At 50.9% G+C, this 24,451-nt stretch carries 27 protein-coding genes and 1 riboswitch; of the genes, 11 read left to right on the top strand and 16 right to left on the bottom strand.

All coding sequences use genetic code 11. The features are described 5' to 3' along the window. Nucleotides 1-93 precede the first annotated feature (93 nt). Both H0247_RS06410 and yegS read left to right on the top strand, forming a co-directional pair. The gene (locus H0247_RS06410; protein WP_180741797.1) at nucleotides 94-642 is read left to right on the top strand and encodes a flavodoxin family protein; all 549 of its coding nucleotides are present in this window, start codon (nucleotides 94-96) and stop codon (nucleotides 640-642) included. Between the two features lie 245 nt (nucleotides 643-887). Then, a complete protein-coding gene (gene yegS, locus H0247_RS06405) occupies nucleotides 888-1,787 on the top strand; it encodes a lipid kinase YegS (protein WP_180741796.1) in 900 nt (299 codons plus the stop codon). Between the two features lie 28 nt (nucleotides 1,788-1,815). On the opposite strand, the gene psiE is transcribed toward yegS, so the two are convergent. The 3 genes from psiE to thiM all read right to left on the bottom strand — a co-directional run bounded on the left by psiE (nucleotide 1,816) and on the right by thiM (nucleotide 3,923). Then, entirely contained in the window at nucleotides 1,816-2,223 is a 408-nt protein-coding gene (psiE, locus tag H0247_RS06400; RefSeq protein WP_039486479.1) for a phosphate-starvation-inducible protein PsiE, read from the bottom strand. A gap of 105 nt (nucleotides 2,224-2,328) precedes the next feature. Continuing rightward, complete coding sequence (gene thiD, locus H0247_RS06395) at nucleotides 2,329-3,132, bottom strand: bifunctional hydroxymethylpyrimidine kinase/phosphomethylpyrimidine kinase (protein ID WP_180741795.1); 804 nt, start codon at nucleotides 3,130-3,132, stop codon at nucleotides 2,329-2,331. Continuing rightward, nucleotides 3,129-3,923, bottom strand: a complete 795-nt coding sequence (thiM, locus tag H0247_RS06390; RefSeq protein WP_180741794.1) for a hydroxyethylthiazole kinase — start codon at nucleotides 3,921-3,923, stop codon at nucleotides 3,129-3,131. The genes thiD and thiM overlap by 4 nt, the downstream gene beginning before the upstream one ends. A 36-nt stretch (nucleotides 3,924-3,959) precedes the next feature. Next, a riboswitch (TPP riboswitch) is annotated at nucleotides 3,960-4,056 on the bottom strand. A gap of 306 nt (nucleotides 4,057-4,362) precedes the next feature. Between thiM and H0247_RS06385 the strand changes: the two genes are divergently transcribed. Both H0247_RS06385 and H0247_RS06380 read left to right on the top strand, forming a co-directional pair. Next, nucleotides 4,363-5,382 carry an NAD(P)-dependent alcohol dehydrogenase gene (locus tag H0247_RS06385; protein ID WP_180741793.1) on the top strand — a complete coding sequence of 340 codons (1,020 nt, stop codon included), beginning with the start codon at nucleotides 4,363-4,365 and terminating at the stop codon, nucleotides 5,380-5,382. Between the two features lie 153 nt (nucleotides 5,383-5,535). Further along, nucleotides 5,536-6,459 (top strand): GGDEF domain-containing protein, encoded by a 924-nt coding sequence (locus H0247_RS06380; RefSeq protein WP_180741792.1) that lies wholly within the window; start codon nucleotides 5,536-5,538, stop codon nucleotides 6,457-6,459. Nucleotides 6,460-6,638: 179 nt separating this feature from the next. Here the strand turns inward: H0247_RS06380 and H0247_RS06375 are convergent, their stop codons facing one another. The 4 genes from H0247_RS06375 to H0247_RS06360 form a co-directional block, all read right to left on the bottom strand. Further along, a complete protein-coding gene (locus H0247_RS06375) occupies nucleotides 6,639-7,457 on the bottom strand; it encodes a hypothetical protein (RefSeq protein ID WP_180741791.1) in 819 nt (272 codons plus the stop codon). A gap of 225 nt (nucleotides 7,458-7,682) precedes the next feature. Next, nucleotides 7,683-8,726, bottom strand: coding sequence for a S9 family peptidase (locus H0247_RS06370; protein WP_255433887.1), 1,044 nt, complete (start codon nucleotides 8,724-8,726; stop codon nucleotides 7,683-7,685). Between the two features lie 91 nt (nucleotides 8,727-8,817). Continuing rightward, nucleotides 8,818-9,585: a sulfite exporter TauE/SafE family protein gene (locus H0247_RS06365; protein ID WP_180741790.1), complete on the bottom strand. Its 768-nt coding sequence runs from the start codon at nucleotides 9,583-9,585 to the stop codon at nucleotides 8,818-8,820. Between the two features lie 72 nt (nucleotides 9,586-9,657). Continuing rightward, on the bottom strand, nucleotides 9,658-10,044 hold the full coding sequence (locus tag H0247_RS06360; protein ID WP_180741789.1) for a VOC family protein: 387 nt from the start codon (nucleotides 10,042-10,044) through the stop codon (nucleotides 9,658-9,660). 144 nt (nucleotides 10,045-10,188) lie between these two features. Between H0247_RS06360 and H0247_RS06355 the strand changes: the two genes are divergently transcribed. Next, entirely contained in the window at nucleotides 10,189-11,160 is a 972-nt protein-coding gene (locus tag H0247_RS06355) for a LysR family transcriptional regulator (protein WP_255433886.1), read from the top strand. A 16-nt stretch (nucleotides 11,161-11,176) separates the two neighbouring features. Here H0247_RS06355 and H0247_RS06350 read toward each other — a convergent pair whose 3' ends face one another. Then, nucleotides 11,177-11,950 carry a DUF3750 domain-containing protein gene (locus H0247_RS06350; RefSeq protein WP_180741788.1) on the bottom strand — a complete coding sequence of 258 codons (774 nt, stop codon included), beginning with the start codon at nucleotides 11,948-11,950 and terminating at the stop codon, nucleotides 11,177-11,179. Nucleotides 11,951-12,359: 409 nt separating this feature from the next. Here H0247_RS06350 and H0247_RS06345 point away from each other — a divergent pair, with 409 nt between their 5' ends. After that, entirely contained in the window at nucleotides 12,360-13,490 is a 1,131-nt protein-coding gene (locus tag H0247_RS06345) for a linear amide C-N hydrolase (RefSeq protein ID WP_180741787.1), read from the top strand. Between the two features lie 108 nt (nucleotides 13,491-13,598). Here H0247_RS06345 and H0247_RS06340 read toward each other — a convergent pair whose 3' ends face one another. Genes H0247_RS06340 through H0247_RS06330 form a run of 3 tightly spaced genes read right to left on the bottom strand, consistent with a single transcriptional unit; the run spans nucleotide 13,599 to nucleotide 15,359 of the window. Further along, nucleotides 13,599-13,907: a YciI family protein gene (locus tag H0247_RS06340; RefSeq protein ID WP_180742030.1), complete on the bottom strand. Its 309-nt coding sequence runs from the start codon at nucleotides 13,905-13,907 to the stop codon at nucleotides 13,599-13,601. A gap of 17 nt (nucleotides 13,908-13,924) precedes the next feature. Next, nucleotides 13,925-14,551, bottom strand: coding sequence for an FMN-dependent NADH-azoreductase (locus H0247_RS06335; protein WP_180741786.1), 627 nt, complete (start codon nucleotides 14,549-14,551; stop codon nucleotides 13,925-13,927). Between the two features lie 34 nt (nucleotides 14,552-14,585). Further along, the gene (locus H0247_RS06330) at nucleotides 14,586-15,359 is read right to left on the bottom strand and encodes an alpha/beta fold hydrolase (RefSeq protein WP_180741785.1); all 774 of its coding nucleotides are present in this window, start codon (nucleotides 15,357-15,359) and stop codon (nucleotides 14,586-14,588) included. Between the two features lie 165 nt (nucleotides 15,360-15,524). On the opposite strand from H0247_RS06330, the gene H0247_RS06325 reads away from it, so the two are divergent. From H0247_RS06325 to H0247_RS06310, 4 genes are all read left to right on the top strand, one after another. Then, the gene (locus H0247_RS06325) at nucleotides 15,525-16,553 is read left to right on the top strand and encodes a GlxA family transcriptional regulator (RefSeq protein WP_180741784.1); all 1,029 of its coding nucleotides are present in this window, start codon (nucleotides 15,525-15,527) and stop codon (nucleotides 16,551-16,553) included. A 229-nt stretch (nucleotides 16,554-16,782) separates the two neighbouring features. After that, nucleotides 16,783-18,114 (top strand): tetratricopeptide repeat protein, encoded by a 1,332-nt coding sequence (locus H0247_RS06320; RefSeq protein WP_255433885.1) that lies wholly within the window; start codon nucleotides 16,783-16,785, stop codon nucleotides 18,112-18,114. A gap of 186 nt (nucleotides 18,115-18,300) precedes the next feature. Beyond that, nucleotides 18,301-18,864: a YcxB family protein gene (locus H0247_RS06315; RefSeq protein WP_180741782.1), complete on the top strand. Its 564-nt coding sequence runs from the start codon at nucleotides 18,301-18,303 to the stop codon at nucleotides 18,862-18,864. A gap of 53 nt (nucleotides 18,865-18,917) precedes the next feature. Continuing rightward, nucleotides 18,918-19,235: a helix-turn-helix domain-containing protein gene (locus H0247_RS06310; protein ID WP_014916192.1), complete on the top strand. Its 318-nt coding sequence runs from the start codon at nucleotides 18,918-18,920 to the stop codon at nucleotides 19,233-19,235. A gap of 205 nt (nucleotides 19,236-19,440) precedes the next feature. Here H0247_RS06310 and H0247_RS06305 read toward each other — a convergent pair whose 3' ends face one another. The 3 genes from H0247_RS06305 to H0247_RS06295 form a co-directional block, all read right to left on the bottom strand. Continuing rightward, nucleotides 19,441-19,656 (bottom strand): helix-turn-helix transcriptional regulator, encoded by a 216-nt coding sequence (locus H0247_RS06305; RefSeq protein ID WP_010279992.1) that lies wholly within the window; start codon nucleotides 19,654-19,656, stop codon nucleotides 19,441-19,443. 239 nt (nucleotides 19,657-19,895) lie between these two features. Beyond that, nucleotides 19,896-20,387: a GNAT family N-acetyltransferase gene (locus H0247_RS06300; RefSeq protein WP_180741781.1), complete on the bottom strand. Its 492-nt coding sequence runs from the start codon at nucleotides 20,385-20,387 to the stop codon at nucleotides 19,896-19,898. 3 nt (nucleotides 20,388-20,390) lie between these two features. Next, the gene (locus H0247_RS06295) at nucleotides 20,391-20,660 is read right to left on the bottom strand and encodes a DUF1778 domain-containing protein (protein WP_095995182.1); all 270 of its coding nucleotides are present in this window, start codon (nucleotides 20,658-20,660) and stop codon (nucleotides 20,391-20,393) included. Between the two features lie 152 nt (nucleotides 20,661-20,812). Between H0247_RS06295 and H0247_RS19785 the strand changes: the two genes are divergently transcribed. Then, nucleotides 20,813-21,028: a DNA-binding protein gene (locus tag H0247_RS19785; protein WP_328820735.1), complete on the top strand. Its 216-nt coding sequence runs from the start codon at nucleotides 20,813-20,815 to the stop codon at nucleotides 21,026-21,028. Between the two features lie 94 nt (nucleotides 21,029-21,122). Here the strand turns inward: H0247_RS19785 and guaA are convergent, their stop codons facing one another. Both guaA and guaB read right to left on the bottom strand, forming a co-directional pair. Beyond that, nucleotides 21,123-22,700 (bottom strand): glutamine-hydrolyzing GMP synthase, encoded by a 1,578-nt coding sequence (gene guaA / locus H0247_RS06290; protein WP_180741780.1) that lies wholly within the window; start codon nucleotides 22,698-22,700, stop codon nucleotides 21,123-21,125. A gap of 124 nt (nucleotides 22,701-22,824) precedes the next feature. Next, nucleotides 22,825-24,291, bottom strand: coding sequence for an IMP dehydrogenase (gene guaB / locus H0247_RS06285; RefSeq protein WP_180741779.1), 1,467 nt, complete (start codon nucleotides 24,289-24,291; stop codon nucleotides 22,825-22,827). Between the last annotated feature and the right edge of the window lie 160 nt (nucleotides 24,292-24,451).

Below are 24,451 nucleotides of genomic sequence, written 5' to 3'. Positions count from 1 at the left end.
GAGTGTTGACTCAGGTAAATACATCGAGTGACTGACAAACCAATACTGAACCGGTTTGAACATTGCTAATCAGAGGCACAACGGAGAAACACAATGAGCACAGTAGTTATCTATTATTCTGGATATGGCCATACCAAACTTGTCGCAGAGAAAGTGGCGGAAGGTGCTGGTGCAAGCCTGATTGCGATTGATGACAATGGCAACATTCAGGAAAGCGAATGGCAACAGTTAAATGATGCTAACGCAATCATCTTTGGCGCACCAACGTATATGGGTGGCGTGCCATGGCAATTCAAAAAATTCGCCGATGCTTCATCAAAAGTATGGGCGCAATGTGGCTGGCAGGACAAAGTATTCGCTGGGTTCACGAACAGCGCCAGCCTGAATGGAGACAAACAAGTGACGTTGCAGTTTCTTCAGACGCTCGCGTCACAGCATGGTGGACTCTGGGTCAGTTTAGGCTTTTTGCCAAACAACACTGTTGCATCAACGCGTGATGACATTAACAACCTGGGTGGCTCCGTCGGGCTACTCGTTCAGTCCCCTTCCGATGCTGGTGCAGACAAAATCCCTGAGGGAGATCTGAACACTGCGTTGAAATTTGGCGAACGCGTAGCAGGGATCACCCGCCGGTTCTCATAACGTATAAAATCAGCCAGACTGGGGAACGGGCATTTTACGCCCAGTTTGGCTTTCTTAAATCATACCTGTAAGAAAGAAAAAATTGGCTGCTTAGACAATTTCCCTCCACACATTCACCGATTCTTCTGATGCCTCCCTGTCGATTTAGTGACTATGATTAACTGCAACTCGTTTGTATTCACTGCGCTATTTCTGAATTAACGGCCACTGAATTAACAACAACATCGTAGCCAGAGAAATAAGACATGGAAAAAAATCCAATCACACTGCTGATTCTGAACGGGAAGAGTGCGGGCAATGAAGCACTCCGCGAGGCCATTGATGAGCTGCGAAAGGACGGCTATACGCTGCATGTCCGCGTGACATGGGAATACGGCGATGCTAAACGCTATGTAGAAGAGGCGATCCAGCTCAACGCGGATAACGTAATCGCCGCCGGCGGCGACGGCACCGTCAATGAAGTCGCCGCCGCGTTAGCGGTGCAGCCGGAAGCGGTGCGCCCGTGTCTGGGGATTGTCCCGTTGGGTACGGCCAACGATTTCGCCACCAGTTGTCAGATTCCGATGGAGATGCACAACGCGCTGACGCTGGCGATCAAAGGCCGCGCCACCGCCATTGATGTCGCCAACGTGAACGGCAGCCACTATTTTATCAATATGGCGACGGGCGGCTTCGCCACGCGCATTACCACCGAGACACCGGCCAAGATGAAGGCCGCGCTGGGAAGTGCGTCTTACGTGCTGCACGCGCTCTTTCGCATGGACATGCTGCAAGCCGAGCGCTGTGAGATTCGCGGGCCGGATTTTCACTGGGAAGGCGATACGCTGGTCATCGCGGTGGGTAACGGTCGTCAGGCGGGCGGCGGACAGGAACTTTGCCCAGAAGCGCTGATTAACGATGGGCAACTGGAACTCAGCGTACTATCGGCAACGGAGCTGCTGCCCAATATGCTTCAGGCCTGGTTTACCGGCAGCGAAAATCGGAACATGATTTCCGCTACCCTACCTTGGCTGGAGATTACCGCGCCAGACGATATGACGTTTAACCTGGATGGCGAGCCGCTCACCGCCAAACGCTTCCGCATCGAGGTGCTTCCCGCCGCGATTCACTGTCGGCTACCGCCTCAGTGCTCGCTACTGGAATAGCGGTGCGCTTCGACGACTCCTGTCTCTCCTATTCCCGTTTCAGGCGATTACTGTTTGCTAGGTACAGCGTCACGACCAGCAGCAGGATCGCCGCGGAATACACCAGCGTATCCGACGGGCTTTTGTGATCGACAATAATCAGGCGAATGATGGCCGTGATGCCGATGTAGATAAAATAGCGCAACGGGAAGTGATAGCCGGACTGGAAATACTTCACGATCAGCGCAATGAACTCAAAATAAAGGAAATAAATCACAATGCCTTCTATCAGCTGATAGGAGGAATCTTTCTCGTTGGAGATCAACAGCACCTTCGCCAGATGGAACGTTTCCTTGACTAAAAAAATCACCAGAATAGTCGCCAGCACCAGCAGGCCGATATTGAGTATCGTCTGAAGCGCCTTGGCAGCCATCGCGCTGCGAGCAGAACCTGCCATATGTTATCCCCACACCCTATTTCATATTAACGCCAAGATTTCACAGCAAAGTAACCGGACGCTCGCGCACTGTCACGCAAAGTACAAGTCAATTTACTTATGGCTTTACCACCAGCGATGGAAATGGTGAACGGGGCCGATGCCGTGCCCGACCTCCAGCGTGTCGGCCTGTTGTAATGCCTGCTGCAAATAATCCTTCGCGGCGTAGACCGTTTCGCCCCAGCTAGCGTGGCGCGGTCGCAGCGCCGCCAGCGCGGCAGACAGCGTGCAGCCGGTGCCATGCGTATGACGGGTATTCACGCGCGGGGAACTAAAGCGCTGCGGTTCGGCCTGTCGGCTGAACAGCCAGTCTGGGCTTTCCGCTTCACTGAGGTGTCCGCCTTTCATCAGTACCGCCTGACAGCCCATCGCCAGCAGCGCTTCCCCCTGCTCACGCATTTCCCGCTCGTTAGTGGCAGGTAAGGTATTCAGCAGCGCCGCGGCTTCCGGCAGGTTGGGCGTAATCAGGGAAACCAGCGGCAGCAGTTCACGACGGATCGATTCCACCGCCTCCGGAGCAAGTAGCGGATCGCCACTTTTCGCCAGCATCACGGTGTCCAGCACAATGAAAGGCACCGCGTAATGGCGCAGGCGCTCAGCAACCGCGTCAACAATATCGATCTGCGCCAGCATCCCAATCTTAGTGCTGTCGATACGTACATCGCTCAGCACGGAATCCAGCTGCGCCGCGACAAAATCCGGTTCAATCCGGTAGACGGACTGCACGCCGCGCGTATTTTGCGCCACCAGCGCGGTAATGACCGAGGTGCCGTAAGCGCCCAGCGCGGAAAAAGCTTTTAAATCCGCCTGAATACCCGCACCGCCGCTCGGATCGGTGCCTGCAATCGTCAACGCATTGATACGTTTCATGCCAGATCCTCCGCGCGCAGGGTATAGAGCCTGTCGAGGAAGTTGGGGATAAAACTCCCCGTACCTTGCGAGACCAAAGCCGCCTGCTGCCCTGCTAACGCCATGACATAGCACGCTGCCGCCACGTGCGATAAACGATCCCCCTCTAAAGAACAGAAACCCGCGACGACCGCCGACAGCGCACAGCCCGTACCAACCACGCGCGTCATCATGCTATCGCCACCGCTTACCGAGATATTTCGCTCGCCGTCCGTGACATAATCCACCACGCCGGTGACCGCAACGATCGTCCCCACTTGCCGCGCCAATTCGCGTGCAGCAGGGAATGCCGCCAGCGAATCATCGCCGCTATCCACGCCTCTCCCCTGTGCGGATAAGCCCGCCAACGCCATAATTTCAGACGCATTGCCGCGAATCGCCGCCGGCTTCCACGCCAGCAGTTCTCGGCAAAACTCACTCCGAAAAGTTAAACCATCGACCGCAACCGGATCGAGCACCCACGGCGTCCCCGCTTGATGCGCGCTGTTGACTGCCGTTCGCATCGCCTCGGCACGCGAGCGCTCCAGCGTTCCGACGTTAATCAGCAGCGCATCAGCTATCGCACTGAACTGCGCAGCTTCTTCGGGATCGACCACCATCGCAGGCGACGCATTCAGCGCCAGCAGCACATTAGCAGTAAAAGATTGCACCACATCGTTGGTCAAACAGTGCACCAGCGGCGAGGCGGAACGGAATTGGGTCAGTGAGGTTGCTGCCTGAGCGGCAGAAAAGTCGGTGGGTCGCGTGTTCATAGGTCTCCCAACCGGCGTGGAAGAAGGCGGCAACCGGTGGGCATACCGTGACTTCCCTACGCTGGCATTATCCAGATCAGGTGGTACGGGTATTTCTCAGCCTTCACAAAGAAGGGCACCCCGAGTCATGTACTTAGAGCCATCCCAGTAGGCGTTATTGGTGCAGTCAGTTTGGACGCGGACAGCGCGCAGAAACCGGAGCGTACATGGAGTACGTGAGGATTTCGAGCACTGCCCAGGTTCAAAATGGCAAACGAAATAGCCCTAATGGGATAGGATCTTACGCTTTGCAGCATAAGTAAGTGGGTAACGTAAAGCAAGCGCTGCCCGTCCTTCCCCACGCCGACACAAAATGAAAAACCACAGGCACGTTGTGACATAGAGAAAAACGCCATAACCCTTTAGACTCATTAATCAAACCCATACTGAGGAGATTGTGATGACGATGATAAAAAGTTATGCCGCACCGGAAGCAGGTGCAGCGCTGGAGTTGTATGAGTTTGATGCAGGTGAACTACAGGCGGAAGACGTTGAAGTTGTGGTGGATTACTGCGGCGTGTGCCATTCCGATCTCTCAATGATCGATAACGAATGGGGCATGTCGAGCTATCCGCTGGTTGCTGGGCATGAAGTGATTGGCCGCGTGCACGCATTGGGCGACACGGCGAAGAACAAAGGATTAAAGGTTGGTCAGCGCGTCGGTATTGGCTGGACAGCACGTAGCTGTGGGCACTGCGATGCCTGTATCAGCGGCAGCCAAACCAACTGCCAGCAAGGCAGCGTCCCGACCATCCTGAATAAAGGCGGTTTTGCCGATAAGATCCGTGCGAACTGGCAGTGGGCTATCCCGCTTCCAGATTCCATCGATATCGAATCGGCGGGTCCGTTGCTGTGCGGTGGTATCACCGTTTTCAAACCGCTGTTAATGCACCATGTCACCGCAACCAGCCGCGTCGGCGTGATCGGCATCGGCGGTCTGGGTCACATCGCGATTAAGCTCCTGCACGCAATGGGCTGTGAAGTCACGGCATTCAGCTCGAACCCAGCCAAAGAGCAGGAAGTGCTGGCAATGGGTGCCGATAAGGTCGTCAACAGCCGCGATCCGCAAGCATTGACCGCACTGGCAGGCCAGTTCGATCTCATCATCAACACAGTGAACGTCGATCTGGAATGGCAACCCTACTTCAATGCACTCGCCTATAACGGGAAATTCCATACCGTTGGTGCAGTGATGAAGCCATTTAGCGTTCCAGCTTTCACGCTTATCGCGGGCGACCGTAGCGTTTCCGGTTCTTCTACCGGTTCACCACATGAGCTGCGTTCCCTGATGAAACTCGCTTCGCGCGCCAACGTGAAGCCGCAGACGGAACTGTTCCTGATGTCAAAAATCAACGAAGCCATCCAGCACGTACGCGACGGCAAAGCCCGCTACCGCGTGGTACTGAAAGCCGATTTCTAATCGGTAAAGACGCCTGAGCGATCGGGCGTCTGCTTTTGCAACATCAATCCGCCCTACGTCATTTTCTGGGGTATACCGCTCGGCACTACGATGCTAAATGTATTCAATGGGTTTCATGATAGGATTGAAAGGTGATGCAAGAGGAGATCCGCAATGCATTTTAAAGAGTATGACCACGACTTTATTGATAGAAATAAAAAGTCCTCCTCGTCTGTCAGACTCGCCCTGCTATTATCTGCGTCGGTCATTATATTCAACCTTTTATTCTTCAAACACCGCGACTTTCATGAGCAATTGCACCATAACCCAGGTTCTTATACTGACTTGATTGCGCTGGTTTTTCTTTTTTTTATCCTGTCCTGTACCAGTAAGATATCACTGAACCATACCTCTGCGTTATCCATTCGTCTCGGGCTGTACATCTGGATATGTTCAGCCACGTTTGACTTCATGGATGAGTTTATCTATCAGCCCAGACTGGTTGGGTATTATGTTGAGGATTTGCTAAGAATTATTGGTATGTTTGGCGTCGGATTTGGCGTTCATAACCTGATATATAAAATCAACGATAAGTACATCGAAGCCAAAATGCAGTCATTCAGCGATGAACTCACTCAGCTCCCTAATCGTCGATTTTTTATTAATGAATTAAAAAAACTCGAAGCGAAATCACCTTATTTATTCATTATCGATATCGATAATTTCAAAGTCATCAATGATAAATATGGACACATGAAAGGCGACGAAGTATTAAGCAAATTTGGTCATATCCTTTCCCGTTTCGATAACAGTGAGGTGGTCGCGACCCGAATCGGTGGCGAAGAGTTCGCGATTATTCTGTATGCCGGAACGCAGGAGCGGGCAGAGAAGCTGGCAAGAGAAGTGCTCAAAAATGCGAACAAAATTATTATTAAGAATATGCACCGCCTTTCTGTCAGCATTGGTGCGGGTAAAAAACAGCCGCAGGAACCCACCGAACACTTTATGAAACGTGTCGATATCGCACTTTACCAGGCTAAAAATACCGGTAAAGGTAAAGTGGAATGGGCTCAGGAGCCGAAAGAAAAAACCCAGTAGCTCGATGCAGTTTCATTCCCACAATACGGTCGCACGGACGCGCCGTCCGCTAAAAGACAGCAACGCCATTTTATCTGAAATAAAAAATGAAAAAAACAGACCGTATGGTAATTATCTGCCAATACAAGCAACGCCTTGCATATAAACGGGATAGCACTATCCCGTTTATTTTTTATCACTTAGCCGCGAGCTTGTGTATTCCCTGGGCATACAAGCTGCTTGCTTTTAATATGGTAAACCTCGACGTCAGGACGCGTGAAAAAGGCGATTTCCCACGGGTTTTTGGTAACAAATTCATGGCGCACTTTTTCATAGAGCGGATTGTCATGCGCGATAATAAACGCCTCTCCTTCAATAAGGGTGTAGTTCCATTCAATTGCCCGCTCGAAGGTATAATGGCTGCGCTCATCCATCGCAAAAAAGCAGTGTGGATTGCGTTTGAGCAACTGAGATTTAAAGGTTTCGGGGAACGTGATCAGGAAGATATCGTTATCCACAGAGGACAGGAACGCCAGTACCGTGGTATGTGGCTGCTCTTCCGCCATCGTAATAAGCACGCCGACCTTATTAGTGAAATCTTGCTTTTCCGTTGGAGGAAAATCAACCATCGGCGTTAGCGGTACTGGTGTTGACGGACGGTTGTCTTGTGGAAACTGGTAGCCCGGCTCGCGGATATCCAGCACAGGCGTGAAACCGTGCAAAAGCTGACACTCTCTCGGCTCCAGCACAACCCAATCCCCGTCGCTAACGACAACGCGCCCTTTATAAGAAGCACGATAGACCTGAATATTGGCATCAAATTCATCAACCCCAGAGCGGTTATCTAGGTGGATCGTTGCCAGATCGCCAACGGCAAACTCATGCCCGTGTGGGAAAAAAACACGCAGGCTGTTATCCGCATTGGGATAAACGCCACAAATATGGATGACCACGCCATCCTGCTTATAACCCGCCAGTACACCGAGAGTTTGCTTTCCTAGATAGCTCACAAGACTCATACATCACGCCTTATTCAGATTGGGCTTAAGAGGGGACGCCGACCCTGCTTCGCTCGGGCCGTTCCAGCAGCGGTTGGAAACGGAAAAACCATTCACGCTAACCGCATCACTTCCTACTTATCAACGGAGGAAGCACTGAAAACTTTAGGCCGAATGCCTCTCTATTTAAAGGAATAAATAGGAATTAAGAGCGATAACGATGATGCAGGCTTCCTTTACATACGTTCACTCAAGCGATGCGTTTTTACCAAGCTCCGCCGTTATCCACTCTGTAATCTGATGAATAGCCTCAGGCGCATAGGCCTTCCTGCCCAACACGATGAACGCCGCTCTTTTCCACTGCGGCCACGCAGTCGTCAGTTGGTCATTGAACAACGACGCACGCAGGAGTCCATGCGTCGCTGCCGGCACTATCACAACCAGCCGATCAAGACGAGCGATCAAGAGTTGCCGATATCGTCCCGCATTCTGCTGCGGATCAACATTGAGATCGTCGCTGCCCCAAAGGGCTAACACGGGGCCATGCATGGTGAGAAGGCTTTTTGTCGCATCCGCCAGATAATTACGGGCGATGAACGCAAACCGCTTTGATTCGATATCCGGCCGCCGGGAAGGATCGGCGCGTTCAGGCAGGCCGAAAACGGTATCGTTGGCGGCTAATTCCACGCTAACCTGCCGTTCAATCTCCGCTTCAGCCACGCCAGCACGCATGAGCTTCTGACGAGTATAATAGGCTCCCTGCTCTCTCCAATTGAGCGCGCCGCCCACAATCACGGAGAAGGCAGGTTGAGACTGGCTTGCGGCGAGAGGGATGACCCAGCCAGCCTGAGAAAAACCGAGGAACCCGATTTTACGCCGATCCATTCTCGGTTGTGTTCTGACAGCATTCAGCGCCGCCACCACTTCATCGGCACGATCCTGCATGGATTGATCCAACCACTCACCTGAACTTTCCCCAATGCCGGGTTTATCCCAGGTGAAAACACCCATACCCGCATCAATCAGCTGATTAATTAAGGGGAGATAGCCAGAGTCGGAGAAGCGATCTTGCGGGCCGTCACCATGAACAATCAGCACAATGGGTGGGGACGTAACGCCTTGCGGCACAATCAGAGAACCCGACAGAACATTCTGCCCAGACGAGAAATGGAGCGTCGATACATCGGCGTTATCCAACTCAAAATCAGATAGCCCAGAAAGTGCAAACAGCGCGGCCATGATGACCACCGCGCATACGCCAACCCACGTACTCCATTTTTTCATCTGCATGCGTTTCGCCCCGATCCAACGTTAACTATCACGCTGGGCATTACACTCCGTTTTCACTTACCGCACAGCAAAAAACACCTTGATTACGCCATTATTTCAGCACCAACATCGTGATACCCACGCCGACCAGCATGAGACAAAACGCGCCGCGCAAATAAGCGACCGGAAGTTTGTGAGCAACCGCGACGCCCCAGGAAACGCTGACAATGCCCCCCAACGCCAATGGTACGCCAATACTCCAGTCAACGTTCCCTGCCTGCGAGTAGGAAAGCAGCGCCGCCAGCGCGCCCGGCACCACCAGAATCAACGCCATTCCCTGCGCCTGCGTTTGCGCAAAGGCAAACAGTGTCACCAGCACTGGCACCACCACCAGACCACCGCCAACGGTAAAAATACCGGACATAAACCCACTCGCCACGCCAATCAACGGCAGATATTTGGGCGACAACACAATCTCAGGCTTTTTGCTGCGCTTCTTGTTATACCACTGCCACATATAGTACGTCGCCAGCACCAGCAGGAAAGTGGCGAAAGCGCGCTGGAGGTGGTGAACATCAATCGATGACGCAATGTGAGCGGCAAGGTAGGCAGAGCCCGTAGCAAAAGCACACAGGGTTAACGCGACTCGCGTATCAATACGGTTACGTTGACGATAGCGTAGAAAACCAATCAGCACGTTAGGCGTAATCATCACTAACGCGGTTCCCTGTGCCATATGCTGATCCATCCCGAAGAGCACACCCAGAATAGGAATCGCAATAAGCCCACCGCCGATCCCCAACATACCTCCGCAAAACCCCAACCCAATCCCCAAAAGCAAACACAACAACATATCGCTGAACATCATTAAGCTAAACATAGAAAATGCAGACCTATATATCATAAGACTATCTGGAGAACTGCGTTTCAGGCAGGTAGGCAGACAATGTATTTAGGGTAAATATTCCGCGATTTCGATCAAATTCAGATCGGGATCGCGCAGATAGAGAGAACGGATTGGCTGCGTTGCACCGGTTCGCATCACCGGCCCTTCGCTAATTGGCCAACGGCAGTGCGCCAAATGCGCCATAACCTGCTCTAGCGGTACCGATGCAATAAAACACAGATCGAGCGCTCCCGGGACGGGCAGGTGCGCTTTCGGTTCATGCTCCGCTCCGCGCAGGTGCACATTGATTTTCTGATAACCAAAATGAAAAGCAATGCGCCCGTTTGCAAACGTTTCCTCCCGCATTTGCAACACATCAACATAGAAATGTCGGGTCGCCGCAAGATCAACACAGGTCAATACAAGATGATCGATATGATCGATAAGTGACATTGATAAGCCCTATCCTTAATGATATTTCCCACATCCTAGGAGTAACGCGGTCTTTTGATAATCCCTGAATAGTCCATGACCCTTTCCTGTCAGGAAAACCTCCAGCTGTGTTAACGTATAGATTGACATAAGCCATGTGACGACATGCTGCGCGGAATCAAACTGCCAGCTATTGTGCTGGTTTCCAGTTCTGCTGAGGGCTCTCAATACATCATGATTAATCCTGCGCATTTTGACCTTCAGTCGCTCCGCATCTTTTTGCAGGTTGCCCAGACGGGAAGCCTGACGAAAGCCGCAGAGAAGTTTCACATCACGCTTTCAGCCCTGAGCAAGCGTATCGCCGAACTGGAGCGTACCGTGGACTGTGCGCTATTTGTCCGCATGCCGCGCGGTCTGGCGTTAACCCCAGCAGGCAAAGAATTGGTGAATCTTGCAAGCAATGTGTTGAGCAACGTCGAGCGCATGGCGAGCGAAATGAACGACTACGCCGTTGGCGTGCGCGGCCACGTGCATATGTGGGCAAATACCTCGGCGGTTATTCAGTTTCTTCCACAGGATCTGGCGTCATTCCTTCAGACTCGCCCACTCATCCGTATTAACCTGGAGGAAAAGCTCAGTAAAACCGTGGTGACCGCGCTGGCGATGGGGGAAGCGGATATCGGCATCTTCGCGGACAATGTCGGCTCACAGGGCGTCGAGAAAATTCCTTATCGTCGGGACAAGCTGGTTGTTCTCGTTCCTCCTCAACATCCGCTTTCCGCACGGTCAGAAGTGAGCTTTAACGACACATTGCACTACGATTATGTCGGCCTCAATAGCGGCAGCTCTCTGCTGAAACAGCTGAGAGATGCGTCGGATGAACTAGGGAGAGTGCTGCGCCTGCGGGTGCAGCTCAGCAGCTTTGACGGTATTTGCCGGATGATAGAAGCGGGACTGGGTATCAGCGTCTTGCCGGAAGGCGCGATTCGCCCGGAAGTGCTGGGGACCGGGTTACGTGCCATCAACCTCACCGATGAGTGGGCTTCACGCCAGCTCTGGCTGGGCGTGAAATCCGGCGCAATTCTGCAACCCGAAGTCGCCAATCTGCTGACACACCTGCGACAGTGCGGAACGTAAGGAAGAGATGCTACGCTTAGCCTTCTTCGCGACCCGTTTTCTCATAGCCGAGACGGCCAACAAAAGGCAAGCGCAGCGCTGGCGGGTTCATATCCACGCCCATGTTCAGCCCCAGAATATTGGCTTCGATGCCCTCTTCAACCCCCATCGTGATACCCAGAACGCCTAACAGCGAGATCTGCACGCCGCTTCCCGACGGCGACAGTCCAACCGGACGCGTGATCGGGCGGTAATCCTTACCAATAGCGTTAGCAGGCATATCCAGCTTGAGCGCCGGTACTTCGCGGCCAATGTGTGCGAGAAACGTATTGCTATTCGGCCCCGGCCAGGCGTGGTAAGTCTTTGGCCACGGATAACTTTTGATCGCGGCCTCAATCTGCGGGATCATGGCTTGCGCCTTGTCGCCACGATGCTCCACCAACAGCTTCGGCATCGCCCCGTACCAATACGCATCCGCCGCCGAACGGTTCAGGCGGACAACGTTATCGCTCCCCCAGCTCACCACCTCATAGCGGCGATATTGCGTTTCCCCCGCCTTCTTGAAAATGATCCACGGATGTACGGCCACCAGCCCGCGCCAGCCGTAGGTCGGTGCAGCATAAACCTGCACGATCGCCGTTTGGCGAAATTGCACAGGATTCGGCGCTAAGCCTGAAGAATCGCGCTTGGCAGACCACCAACTTTGCCCGCTAAACGTTTCGCCGTTACGTGTTGACTGCGCCCAGCTTTGCCAAAAAGACAGCAACAGCACACAAATAAACCCAATCCCCAAGAATTTGAGGTACGTCATAGGCCAGATAGCTCACAGAAAAGAGATGGAACGGAATCGATACGCCCGCAGGCAAGCGCCCACAGTGAAGATCGGTCAAAAAAAGCATTTCACCAGTCTACTGCCTGTTGTCGGTAAGGTTAAGACATTGGGTGAAATATTGACCTATTTTTACGTTGCGTGGGTACGACGACAACCGTCTCAACGCGTTTTATGCAATGCTCGTTTTAATGCGTAACTTGATTAAAAATAAACCTAAAATAAACAAACCATCAAAAAAAATACATTCCCATTGAATAATAATAAATAAACTAATCAGCATACATCGTTCTATTTATTTTATAGCCACCACCTCCCATAAATAAATCACTGACTATAATCAGCGGTAATATGATCGAACTCCCCTATGAGAATAAAATGGAGAAATTAAATGATAAGAAATAATAAGCAAGTTAAGTTAATGGTGTGTGCTATTTCATTGGCGACATTAACGTTCAGTTCAGCGGTTTCACTCGCCTGTACGCGGTTAGTTTATAAGGACGTACAGAACCCTGATTACCCTATTACGGCCCGTTCAATGGACTGGGCCGAGGATACCGAGACCAATCTCTGGATTTTCCCACGAGAATTAAAGCGTTCTGGTGCCGCAGGCCAGCATTCTCTGGAGTGGACATCAAAATACGGTAGTGTCATTGCCTCTGCTTTCGACAGTAACCCAAATATGGCCTCCACAACCGATGGCGTGAATGAAAAAGGGTTGGCGGCTAACGTACTCTGGCTGGCGGAATCTGAATATCCTAAAGCCGCACCGACAGCACAAAAACTGGGTTTAAGTGTCGCTGGTTGGGCACAATACGTGTTGGATAATTTTGCTACCGTTGATGAAGCCGTAAAGGCGCTGCAAGAGGAAAAATTTACACTGGTCACAAAAGACTTACCGCATCAGGATAGAAAGGCAACGCTCCATCTTTCCTTGTCTGATTCATCTGGTGACAGTGCAATTATTGAATACATCGACGGCAAACAGGTCATTCACCATAATAAGGACTATCAGGTGATGACCAATTCTCCGACCTTCGATCAACAGTTAACGCTTAATGCCTATTGGGATCAGATAGGTGGCAATGTGATGCTACCGGGAACGAACCGCGCCGCCGATCGCTTTGTCCGCGCCTCATTCTATGTGAAACATGTTGATCCAAATAAACTAAAAGAAAATAAACCAGAAAAAGCGAAAATAGAGAAAGATAAAGCAGATTTGGCCGCCGCATTCAGCATTATACGTAATGCATCTGTTCCCTATGGCTATTCCTTGCCAGAAATGCCGAATATCTCCTCAACGCGCTGGCGCACTGTCATAGACCATAAATCGCTACAATATTTCTTTGAATCTGCGGTATCTCCGAATATCTTTTGGGTTGATTTAAAAAAAATTGACTTCTCCCCGCGTGGAAATAATGCCAGCAAGTTAGATTTAGGGCCAAACCAAAGCACCATTTATTCTGGTCAGGCTTCCGATCACTTTAAACCCGCTACGCCGTTTAAATTCGCTGGGCTGTAAATCGGAAGTTATTTCCCTATATTCGTTTTATTTCACGATGATGTTAAAGCGCCATGTTCTCATGGCGTTTTCGCACAATCATAATAAGTAAGGATATCTACAGGCTATTTACAACGCCTTCGCATTCCCCGCCCATTCACTATAGAAATGGCTCGAACAGATTCCAGGTTCAATGGTCTTTATCTCTGTTTTGACTAATCCCAGATTGATGAATGGATCTTCCGCCAGAATGTCTTCCATGTCAGCGCTATCTAATCCGTAGGCTAAAATAAACCCGCCAGTGCCATCGTCCAGAGGACCGGCAAAAATGACATTGCCTTTTTTAATATTATCCGCCAGCCATTTTTTGTGTGCGTCAATACTCTTTTCTAGTTCATCTTTCGGGCTGGTGTAATACAGCGTAATAGCATAGAGCATCATGTCCACCTTAATAATTATTGAACGACTATGGATGTAATAACGGAATGAATAGAAGATTTCGCATGTTGGATTTCACGGTTCTTAATTTCATCCCCTTTTGAAGCGCCTTCCGCGCGGACGAAATGAACATCGCTAATACCAAGAAACCGGAAAAAACCCTGAAGATAGCGTTCTTGAAAATCCATATCTAAAAAAGGTGGAGCGGTATAAAAACCACCGCGAGAAGAAACCACAATAACCGTTCTGCCACCAGATAACCCCACCGGGCCTTTTTCCGTATATTTAAACGTTTTGCCAGCCTGCGCGAGCCGATCCAACCACGATTTCAATTGGCTAGAGACGGAAAAGTTATACATCGGCGCGCCAATGACAATCACGTCATTCGCCAGAAACTCCGCGACCAGCGCCTCGGATAATTGGTGTTCCCGCAGCGTGGCCTCATCCGCTGAAGAAGATGCTATTTGGCGGAAACCGGCGGCAATCGGCCCAGTTAAGTGGCGAATTTCATCTTTAACCACGTCCCGATAAGAGACGACGGCATTCGGATGCTGTTTGACTAATTGCTCCACTACATCAGCAGAAATCTGTCGGGAAACGGAACCGTTCTCAAGAATACTGGAGTCTATATGTAAAATGTTCACAATGGCTTCTCCTACATGGCGTTTCAGCGCTCACTTATTTAACTGCTTTAGCCGCGCTATCAATAAAATCCGCGACGACTTCCGGGTGCGATACCAGAGACATATGGCTGGACGAAATAGCGCGCGTCGTTGCCCCAATATGGCTCGCGATGGCTTTCTGAATAGAGGGGGTTAATGCCTTGTCGTTTTCCGTCAGCAAATACCAGGTGGGTTTATTTTTCCACGCGGCCTGCTGAACACGATCGCCAAAGGCTTTTGCAGCAATCGGCTGCTGCACCGCAGCCAGCGCCTGCGCTTTTTTCAGGGACACATCACCCGCCATCACCTCACGATACTGTTCGGGGTTATCCAGCCAAATTAGCCCATTGGCATCAGGGGACATGCCTTCCATCGGCGCTTTCAGACGCTGCAATAAATCAGAGACGGATTCCCCGCTGTCTGGCACCAGCGCCGACAAATAGACGATGCCGCGAACCTTGGGATCATTACCCGCCTGCGTCACGACGGCCCCGCCCCATGAATGCCCTACCAGCAGCACATCGCCCTGCTGCCTTTGCAGCACGCGCTCCGTTGCTTCAACGTCGTCCGCTAAAGAAGTGAGCGGGTTTTGCACCGCCGTCACGTGGTATCCCATTTCCTGTAGTCGGGCCGTGACGGCGGACCAGCTGGAGCCATCGGCAAAGGCACCGTGAACTAAGACGATATTGTTAATTTTTGCCGCCTCCGCAACATTGTGAACGCCGGCAGACAGCACCAGACCTAACGCGATAGCCAGATGGCCGAGCCATTTAATGCGGTAATGCGTCATACGCTTTCCTCTAAAAGAGTGATTCGGCTGCCGGTTTCCCCGATGCATTTCATCAGGGGTAGCGAATGGTTGAATGTTAATCGTGGTTGATGCTTGCGGTAATATGGCAAACTTGACATAGTTCATGCAAAACTCGCCAAATCGTGTCTGGCAGGCAAAATCACTATGCACATCTCTATTCTGGCGCTGCCGGGCAGCATGCAGTCGGCCATATCTGGGCTTTCCGATATTTTCTGGATGGCGAATCAGACGCTCATAACACAACCTGATAGCATCGCTTCTACCGATTCGCCGCTGTCCTTTGAAACGTCCATCGTCAGTGCAGACGGCAAGCCTGTGCGTGATGCGCAGGGGAGACTGATTCACGTAGACAGTTCGTTTGACGCAGTGGGTAAATCGGATGTCGTGCTGGCGACCGGAATGATGCTCGGACCGGATAAATTACCGCTGTCGGCATCATCCGTGAGTGAGTCCGCACATTGGCTCAGGGAGCAATATCGGCAGGGTTCGCTGATAGGTGGTGCCTGTGCGGGGGGCTTTATTCTGGCCGAAGCCGGGCTGCTGGATGGCCGGTTTTGCACCACAACATGGTGGCTTTATCACACCTTTAAGCAGAAATACCCAAAGGCCAAACCGGTGTGGGGCAAAGCGCTGGAAGAACAGGATGGCATCATTACCACCGGTGGGCCATTATCCTGGGTCGAGCTTGCCCTGCATATTATTCGCCGCAGTGGCGGGGCTAAAGTCGCAAAATTGGCAGCGGATATCGCGGTAGCGGACAGCCAACCGCTCTCTCAACGAATTTATGCTCCGCAAGGGTTTATTAATACCGTACACCCCTTGTTACTGCGTGCTGAACAGATCATCCGCTACGAGAACCCGGCAATTAGCGCAGAAGAGTTAGCCAGCGCCCTGAATTTTAGCGACCGGACGCTGCATAGAAAACTGAAAGGCCTCACGACAGAAAGCCCGAAAAACTTTATTACCCGCGTCAGGATCGAAATGGCCTGCCGGCTGCTTGAAAACCCGATGACCAATATCAAGCAGGTCGCCGCCGAATGTGGTTACAGTGAAGACACCGCCTTCCGGCGCGCCTTTTCCCAGCAGATGGAGATGACGCCAACCCAGTTCCGAAAATGGGCGCTGTTGAGGAATAATCAGCAGACCGCGCTGGATCATGAGGATGATGATTAGGGTGATGCCTCTACAAGACACGGATTACGGTAACTCACTGCTTTAATTGGCACTTTTGACACATTGCTATTCACTCAGGGAATACATTAAGGAAATAACATTGATGATAAGGAAAACCGTTATTGCCACGCTGATCGGCCTGTCGGCGGCATCCATCAGTCAGGCAAATGACAAGATAGATGCGCTCTACGAACGCCTCACGCAGCAGGATGCGACGGCATTAACCGCGTTGACGACATTAGCGAAAAACAACGATCCACAGGCATTGAGCACGCTGGGGTTCATCTATGAATATGGCATCACCGTCCCGCAAAATACGACGCAAGCGCGCCAGTATTATCAGCAGGCCTGTGAAATAGACGGCAATGTTGGCTGCTACAACGTCTGGTATTTTTATCAATACGGCAAAGGCGTGGCGCAGGATAAAGCACGCGCCAAACAGTTCGCAGAAAAAATGAACCGAGCCGACATAAAAATACCCGTTGATGTGATGGATAAGGTTGTCGACTACATTTATTCCGCGAAAGCCGATGCCGACAGTGATATATCCTATCGTCCTACATTGATTCGAGCAGTGAGACGATATTTGACAAGCGGTGATACCGATACTCAACGCTTCTTCACCCATATTGGTTTTAGCAAGCAGGATATTCTGCGACTCGCGACATTCTGGGCAAAAGATGGCGATCCAGAAATTAATTTCCATGTCGGTCATTTCTATAATTTTGGCTATGCCGATATCAAAAATGAGAATATTGAGGCGTTAAAGTGGTTCCGTGTCGCCGCTGAAGGTGGCCATCGAGAAGCACAAAATATACTTGGGTTCGTCTACGAAAAAGGGCGTTGGGGCGTTTTCCCTGATGGGGTAGAAGCTGAAAAATGGTATGAGCGTGCAGCAAAGCAAGGCGATGATGATGCATTAATGAATCTGGGAAAAATGTATTATAACGGTGTGCTTATCAAGGCCAATTACAGTAAAGCCTATACCTTGTTTGAACAAGCCTATAAGCGTGATCTGACTGGCGCCAGCCGCTATTTATCTCAGATGTATTACAGTGGGCAATACGTTGACGTAGATTGCCATCAGGCTCAAAAATACGCAGGGAGCACAGATAATAATTACCTTCGCCAGTGTGAAAAAGATAAACGCGAGAGAATAGCGACCCGCGACGTATTACCGCTTTTAACGTTAAAACATGAATCTAGCCCATACGGTGGGAATAATAATCCCTATAAATGCGAGCTTAATTTCTCTATCAATACGAATAAATTAGGCGAAGTCGCCAATTTTCGCGCCACGCTGCGACTCAAAAATAGTGAAGGTGCTTCGGCCGAACAAACACTCGCCTTCCCGCCTTTTGGGTTGAGTAGCTTTGATGCCGGAATGATGGGAGAAAAATTCATTTTTTCCCAGGAATCAACCCTGCTCCCGCAGTACCAATCCGATTTTTGCCAGTTCCACGATTTGGAATATCAGGTCATCGCAGCTACCGCGACGATCAACGGCAAGGAGGTCGATGTGCTTAAGACGGGGATTTTGAAACAACAGGAAAAGCGTTAACACTCAGGATGACTGTTCGATTCTCCACACTGATAGCCCAGAGCGCTGGGCTATCAGTATCAGCATATTTGCAACGTGGTTATAGTTCGTTCTAACGTACAGGGCGGAAATTAGACAGAAAAGCCCTCCACATCTCATGCACGATGTGAATATAATATTGTATGGATAACAGAGATCGTAACGAAAATGGAAACAGACAATAAAGAATTCATTATTCATCAGACGTTAACACAAAACGACTATGAAAAGAGTATTAAGTCGATATCTAGCTGGAATAAAAAGAGACAGAGTTATAAGCACAGGATAATTAATTCCCTGTCAATGCTTTCATTTGTTTTGTTACTTTTGTCGCTCTTTATATTACTGGCGATCATTTTCTTATCCAGCGAACGTGAAGCCCATCCAGTCATAAAACTATTTTCTTACCTTACGGCTTCACTAGTCGTACTTTATATTTTACTTTCATTACTCACCAGAAAAATAAAAAGCTATCCTTCAGGGGTATTTCCAACAAAGGTAAAAATAACGATAAACAATGATGGCATCTACGGAGAAACGGAAAGCTCACACAGTCGCTATAAATGGCATGCAATTTCTCACCTTAATAAAATCGATAATCATTTATTTTTACTCGTTGATAATATTATTGCTATCCCTATTTCTCTTCGTAATTTTTCTGATGAAAAAGAAGCTGAGTCACTCATTCTTTTTATTGAGGAAAGAATGGGTAGTCCAAAAGCAGCATCATAGACACCATTCGTGAACGCCTTAAACCGCAGAAAACCATGCAAAAGGAGCATAACATGAGCCAGGATATTGAAGTCAGCAGCGGTAATGTGTACGCCGACCTTGGCAACGTGCATGCTGAAGATATGTTGGTCAAAGCGCAGCTTGCCACCCTGATTAGCTCAATCATCAAAAGCCGCCGCCTCACACAGGCAGAAGCAGCGAAGCTATTGGGCATGCCCCAACCAAAGCTATCCAACCTATTGCGTGGCCAATTCAGGGGAATCAGCGAAACCAAAATGCTGGAATGCCTTACAAAGCTGGGACGCGATATACAGATCGTTGTAGGGAAGCCGCGCCGCACACCGGGTAGCGTTAAAGTCGTGTTTGCATGATTTCATTGCACGATAGGACTTACATGAAAAAGCGCCATCGAGGAATGTAATGCCGATCGTTTAAGGATCGAGATACCGGGGCTACCACGGTGCGAGGTATCCTGCGGGAACCGCATCACCGCGTTTCCCCCTAAATCCATGTTTAAGTGAACAACATTACATCGAGGAATGGCGCTTTCATCTTTTTCTCCCCTACTCCCTGCCCTCACTTCACGCCTGAATAACGCGACGGCCAAATCTCTTCTGGCCTTTTCCCCATCGCTTCGGCAATCAGCCGTTCGCCTTTCGGCCAATGTCTGGTGAGCGCATTCGCCAGCGTGGATGACGCCAACCCCGCCGCTCTGGAAACCGCCGCCAGCGTCGTCCCTTTCTTCCGTAACCCCGCGATGATATCCGCCGGATGCCAGTCAGTGTGATTCATTCCATTTCCCTCCACCTATCAAAAACCATTTTTGATTTCCGTGTGGGTAGGATCGCCTTTAGTCGCTTGTAAAACCACGGACGATGAGTCACATATATCAAAACATTAGCTTATAGCTGGCTAAATCGATGCCGTATTTTAAAGGAAACGTGGGGATAAAGTTCCTGCAAGCAGGTCTATATATCAAGAGGTAAAGCAGTATGAATCACTTCACACACCGTGGATATAATTGAGCTTACCTAGCTGTTCGAGATTGGTAGATACAACCTTAACGCTTCACTAGCTGTTTTTCGGAAACCGAACTCCTCATAAAACGCAGCAGCCCGTGCATCTTTCGCATCAACAATCAGCACTCGCACGCCTATCGTATTACGCACAGATAGCGCCATATTCACAGCATGTCCCAACAAAAGTTGTCCGTAACCTTTCTTCTGTTCAGCAGTCGATACCGCCAAACGCCCCATACGCATAGCAGGCACCGGATATCCTGGCAAGCGCTTACGGTCATTTTCACTGAGCTCGTGCAAATATAAGTGTGCTGCGGACAATGAGCAGTAGCCCAGAATAGAGGTAGGCTGCGACTCATCGAGCAGGATATGAGTCGTAGCGATTCCATCACGCTGATGTTGCGAGGCTCGCTTTTGCAGATAATCATCAAGAGCCAAAACACCACAAGAAAAACTTGAACGGTCATGGCGGCGACCGTCCAGCAATGAAAATATCAGCGCCATAGGTTAGCGTTTCATCAAATTGGCAGCCTCTTCCATCGCTTTATGCAAACGATCATTAGGCAGAAACGGCTGATTCAGCGCAGCCAAAAAACGGCGAGATTCTTGCTCAGAAAGTGTAACAGCGGTATCTGCGGCAATGGCGGTATCCGCTTCACGCAACACCGCATCACGCACAAATGCAGAAACAGCGATACCACGTAATGCGGCAGCCTTAGTGATGCGTTCTTTATCGTGAGCATTCAACCGAAGATCTAAACGAGCAGTAGTAGTCATAGTGACCTCCTTTTGTACGTAATTTTACCGTACAGAAAAAGATTGCGCCATCGTTTGTGGCTGGATAATTTGTCACCACTTAAATCTGTCTAACCCCGAAACATCAATCCAATGAAACTACTTTGCAACGTTGTCGTTTTTAATTAGAGGATATTTATGAGGAAGGTGGCATCGCGGCATTCCTGACAGCATTACGCCGTGTTGTTGAAGCGCGTGGCGGAGTGGGCGAAATAGCCAAAAAATCGGGACTGTCTCGCCAACAGCTATACAGAACATTGTCTGAAAATGGCAACCCGACGCTGACGACGCTCACCGAAATCACCAGAGCCGCAGGCGTTAGGCTCATACCCCACACTCACAATAATTAAAAATATCAGTCACTCAAGAGCGCAAAAAGACGTAAAAAAACCCGCAGTCACGCGGGTTTTTGCTGTTTAGCACAACGCTATTTCAGATACAGGCTTATTCCCACTCGATCGTCGCTGGTGGTTTGCCCGATACGTCATAAACGACGCGGGAGATGCCATCGACTTCGTTGATGATGCGGTTGGAGACGCGGCCCAAGAAATCGTATGGCAGGTGTGCCCAGTGCGCGGTCATAAAGTCGATGGTTTCTACCGCACGCAGCGAGACAACCCAATCGTATTTACGGCCATCGCCCATCACGCCAACGGAGCGAACCGGCAGGAAGACGGTGAATGCCTGGCTAACCTTGTTGTACAGGTCGGCTTTGTGCAGCTCTTCGATGAAGATCGCATCCGCACGACGCAACAGGTCACAATATTCTTTCTTCACTTCACCCAGTACACGCACGCCCAGACCTGGACCTGGGAACGGATGGCGGTACAGCATGTTGTACGGCAGACCCAGTTCCAGACCGATCTTACGCACTTCGTCTTTGAACAGCTCTTTCAGCGGCTCAACCAGACCCAGCTTCATCTCTTTCGGCAAGCCACCCACGTTGTGGTGGGACTTGATGACGTGTGCTTTGCCCGTCGCAGAGGCTGCGGATTCGATCACGTCAGGATAGATGGTGCCTTGCGCCAGCCATTTCACGTCGACTTGCTTGCTGGCTTCTTCATCGAACACTTCAACGAACACGCGACCGATGATTTTACGCTTGGCTTCTGGATCGTTTTCGCCAGCCAGTTCGCCTAAGAAGCGATCTTCTGCCGCCACATGCACAATGTTCAGACCGAAATGATCGCCGAACATTTCCAGCACCTGATCGGCTTCGTTCAGGCGCAGCAGGCCGTTATCAACAAAGACGCAGGTCAGGCGGTCACCAATCGCACGGTGCAGCAGCATCGCGGTCACAGAAGAATCCACGCCGCCAGACAGGCCCAGAATCACTTTGTCGTTGCCGACCTGCTCACGAATACGGGTTACCGCATCGTCGATAATCTTGGCAGGCGTCCACAGCGCTTCACACTGGCAAATGTCACGGACGAAACGCTCTAACATGTGCTGGCCCTGACGGGTGTGCGTCACTTCTGGGTGGAACTGCACGCCGTAAAAACGCTTCTCTTCATTCGCCATGATGGCAAACGGACAGGTATCCGTGCTGGCAACAGTGGTAAACCCTTCAGGGATTGCCGTCACTTTATCGCCGTGGCTCATCCAGACATCCAGCAGCGGTGCACCTGCGGCGCTCAACGCATCCTGAATATCACGCACCAGCGCGCTCTCGGCCTTCACTTCTACCTGCGCATAACCAAACTCACGCTCGTTGGAACCTTCAACGTGGCCGCCTAGTTGCATCGCCATCGTCTGCATACCGTAACACACGCCTAATACCGGTACGCCAGCGTTGAACACGTATTCTGGCGCACGTGGGCTGCCAAACTCGGTGGTGCTTTCCGGGCCGCCGGACAGGATGATCCCGTTCGGATTAAACCCACGAATCTGTGCTTCCGTGACATCCCATTCCCACAGTTCACAGTAAACGCCCAGTTCACGCACGCGACGTGCCACTAGTTGCGTGTACTGTGAGCCGAAATCCAGAATAAGAATGCGGTGTTGATGAATGTTTTGAGTCATGAGGAGCATGTTCCAAAAAGCAAAAGACAAAAGCGAAAGAAAAAAGTAAACCCATCTGGCCGCTCGGCCTTACACAAAGACAGAGCGGCGCAAAATAGTACAGGGTTTATCGCGTTAAATCACCTTATGAACCCATACGGTAGTTCGGTGACTCTTTAGTAATGGTAACGTCGTGAACGTGGCTTTCCTGAATGCCCGCGCCGCTGATACGTACAAACTCAGCCTGCGTGCGCAGTGCGTCGATAGTCGCGCAACCGGTCAAGCCCATGCAAGAGCGCAAACCACCCATCTGCTGGTGAACGATCTCTTTCAGGCGGCCTTTATAAGCTACGCGTCCTTCGATACCTTCCGGCACCAGTTTGTCGGCCGCGTTATCGGTCTGGAAGTAACGGTCTGATGAGCCTTTGGACATCGCGCCCAGTGAACCCATGCCGCGATAAGATTTGAATGCTCGTCCCTGATACAGTTCGATTTCACCCGGAGATTCTTCCGTACCTGCCAGCATAGAACCGACCATGACGCAGGCTGCGCCTGCTGCAATCGCTTTAGCAATGTCGCCGGAGAAGCGGATACCGCCGTCGGCGATGACCGGAATGCCCGTGCCTTCCAGCGCCTCAACCGCATCGGAGATCGCCGTAATTTGTGGTACGCCTACGCCCGTTACAATACGCGTCGTACAGATAGAGCCAGGGCCGATACCCACTTTCACCGCGCTAACGCCCGCTTCAACCAGCGCTTTCGCACCTGCGCCCGTCGCGACGTTACCGCCGATAATTTCGAGGTTCGGGTATTTCGCACGCGTTTCACGAATACGCTGCAATACGCCTTCGGAATGGCCGTGTGAGGAGTCGATCAGCAGAACGTCAACGCCCGCGGCAACCAGCGCATCAACGCGCTCTTCGTTACCCGCACCGGCGCCAACCGCTGCGCCAACGCGCAGGCGACCGTGCTCGTCTTTACAGGCGTTAGGCTTACGTTCTGCTTTCTGGAAATCTTTTACCGTGATCATGCCGATCAGGTGGAATTTGTCGTCAACGACCAGCGCTTTCTCGACGCGTTTTTCGTGCATCTTTTGCAGCACAACGTCACGCGCTTCGCCTTCTTTAACGGTGACCAGACGCTCTTTCGGCGTCATGAACGCGCTAACCGGTTTTTCCAAATCGGTAACAAAACGCACGTCACGACCGGTGATGATGCCCACCAGCTCGTTGTCTTTTGCCACGACAGGGTAACCCGCGAAGCCGTTGCGCTCGGTCAGCTCTTTCATTTCACGCAGCGTGGTTTCTGGCGTCACTGTTTGTGGATCAACCACCACGCCGCTTTCATGTTTTTTCACGCGGCTCACTTCTTCAGCCTGACGCTCAATTGACATATTTTTGTGAATAAAGCCCAGACCGCCTTCCTGCGCCAGCGCAATAGCCAGGCCGGATTCGGTAACGGTATCCATCGCTGCGGACAGCATAGGAATATTCAGGCGAATGTTTTTCGTCAACTGCGTGGACAGATCGGCAGTGTTAGGCAGAACGGTAGAATGAGCGGGAACCAGGAGGACGTCGTCAAACGTCAGTGCTTCTTTAGCGATACGTAGCATGGGCAATATCTCACCAAGGTGGATGTAAGAATAGATAAAATATTGCCGTGGCATTATACAGAGCGTAATCGGTTGCCTCCAGCATTATTTTACTAAAATGCTTGATTACCTGTTTCAGGTAGGTAGTATCGATCAATTAAGTGACTGTTTTAAAATTTGA

This window comes from Pectobacterium sp. CFBP8739, assembly GCF_013449375.1.
GTDB lineage: Bacteria > Pseudomonadota > Gammaproteobacteria > Enterobacterales > Enterobacteriaceae > Pectobacterium.
The sequence above is the reverse complement of the archived record's forward strand: the minus strand, read 5'-3'. Positions and strand labels throughout refer to the sequence as shown.

Excerpts from the sequence above, each read along its gene's own strand:
- H0247_RS06410 (WP_180741797.1), top strand. The coding sequence starts at position 94 with ATGAGCACAGTAGTTATCTATTATTCTGGATATGGCCATACCAAACTT.
- yegS (WP_180741796.1), top strand. The coding sequence starts at position 888 with ATGGAAAAAAATCCAATCACACTGCTGATTCTGAACGGGAAGAGTGCG.
- psiE (WP_039486479.1), bottom strand. The coding sequence starts at position 2,223 with ATGGCAGGTTCTGCTCGCAGCGCGATGGCTGCCAAGGCGCTTCAGACG.
- thiD (WP_180741795.1), bottom strand. The coding sequence starts at position 3,132 with ATGAAACGTATCAATGCGTTGACGATTGCAGGCACCGATCCGAGCGGC.
- thiM (WP_180741794.1), bottom strand. The coding sequence starts at position 3,923 with ATGAACACGCGACCCACCGACTTTTCTGCCGCTCAGGCAGCAACCTCA.
- H0247_RS06385 (WP_180741793.1), top strand. The coding sequence starts at position 4,363 with ATGACGATGATAAAAAGTTATGCCGCACCGGAAGCAGGTGCAGCGCTG.
- H0247_RS06380 (WP_180741792.1), top strand. The coding sequence starts at position 5,536 with ATGCATTTTAAAGAGTATGACCACGACTTTATTGATAGAAATAAAAAG.
- H0247_RS06375 (WP_180741791.1), bottom strand. The coding sequence starts at position 7,457 with ATGAGTCTTGTGAGCTATCTAGGAAAGCAAACTCTCGGTGTACTGGCG.
- H0247_RS06370 (WP_255433887.1), bottom strand. The coding sequence starts at position 8,726 with ATGCAGATGAAAAAATGGAGTACGTGGGTTGGCGTATGCGCGGTGGTC.
- H0247_RS06365 (WP_180741790.1), bottom strand. The coding sequence starts at position 9,585 with ATGTTTAGCTTAATGATGTTCAGCGATATGTTGTTGTGTTTGCTTTTG.
- H0247_RS06360 (WP_180741789.1), bottom strand. The coding sequence starts at position 10,044 with ATGTCACTTATCGATCATATCGATCATCTTGTATTGACCTGTGTTGAT.
- H0247_RS06355 (WP_255433886.1), top strand. The coding sequence starts at position 10,189 with ATGCTGCGCGGAATCAAACTGCCAGCTATTGTGCTGGTTTCCAGTTCT.
- H0247_RS06350 (WP_180741788.1), bottom strand. The coding sequence starts at position 11,950 with ATGACGTACCTCAAATTCTTGGGGATTGGGTTTATTTGTGTGCTGTTG.
- H0247_RS06345 (WP_180741787.1), top strand. The coding sequence starts at position 12,360 with ATGATAAGAAATAATAAGCAAGTTAAGTTAATGGTGTGTGCTATTTCA.
- H0247_RS06340 (WP_180742030.1), bottom strand. The coding sequence starts at position 13,907 with ATGCTCTATGCTATTACGCTGTATTACACCAGCCCGAAAGATGAACTA.
- H0247_RS06330 (WP_180741785.1), bottom strand. The coding sequence starts at position 15,359 with ATGACGCATTACCGCATTAAATGGCTCGGCCATCTGGCTATCGCGTTA.
- H0247_RS06325 (WP_180741784.1), top strand. The coding sequence starts at position 15,525 with ATGCACATCTCTATTCTGGCGCTGCCGGGCAGCATGCAGTCGGCCATA.
- H0247_RS06315 (WP_180741782.1), top strand. The coding sequence starts at position 18,301 with ATGGAAACAGACAATAAAGAATTCATTATTCATCAGACGTTAACACAA.
- H0247_RS06310 (WP_014916192.1), top strand. The coding sequence starts at position 18,918 with ATGAGCCAGGATATTGAAGTCAGCAGCGGTAATGTGTACGCCGACCTT.
- H0247_RS06305 (WP_010279992.1), bottom strand. The coding sequence starts at position 19,656 with ATGAATCACACTGACTGGCATCCGGCGGATATCATCGCGGGGTTACGG.
- H0247_RS06300 (WP_180741781.1), bottom strand. The coding sequence starts at position 20,387 with ATGGCGCTGATATTTTCATTGCTGGACGGTCGCCGCCATGACCGTTCA.
- H0247_RS06295 (WP_095995182.1), bottom strand. The coding sequence starts at position 20,660 with ATGACTACTACTGCTCGTTTAGATCTTCGGTTGAATGCTCACGATAAA.
- guaA (WP_180741780.1), bottom strand. The coding sequence starts at position 22,700 with ATGACTCAAAACATTCATCAACACCGCATTCTTATTCTGGATTTCGGC.
- guaB (WP_180741779.1), bottom strand. The coding sequence starts at position 24,291 with ATGCTACGTATCGCTAAAGAAGCACTGACGTTTGACGACGTCCTCCTG.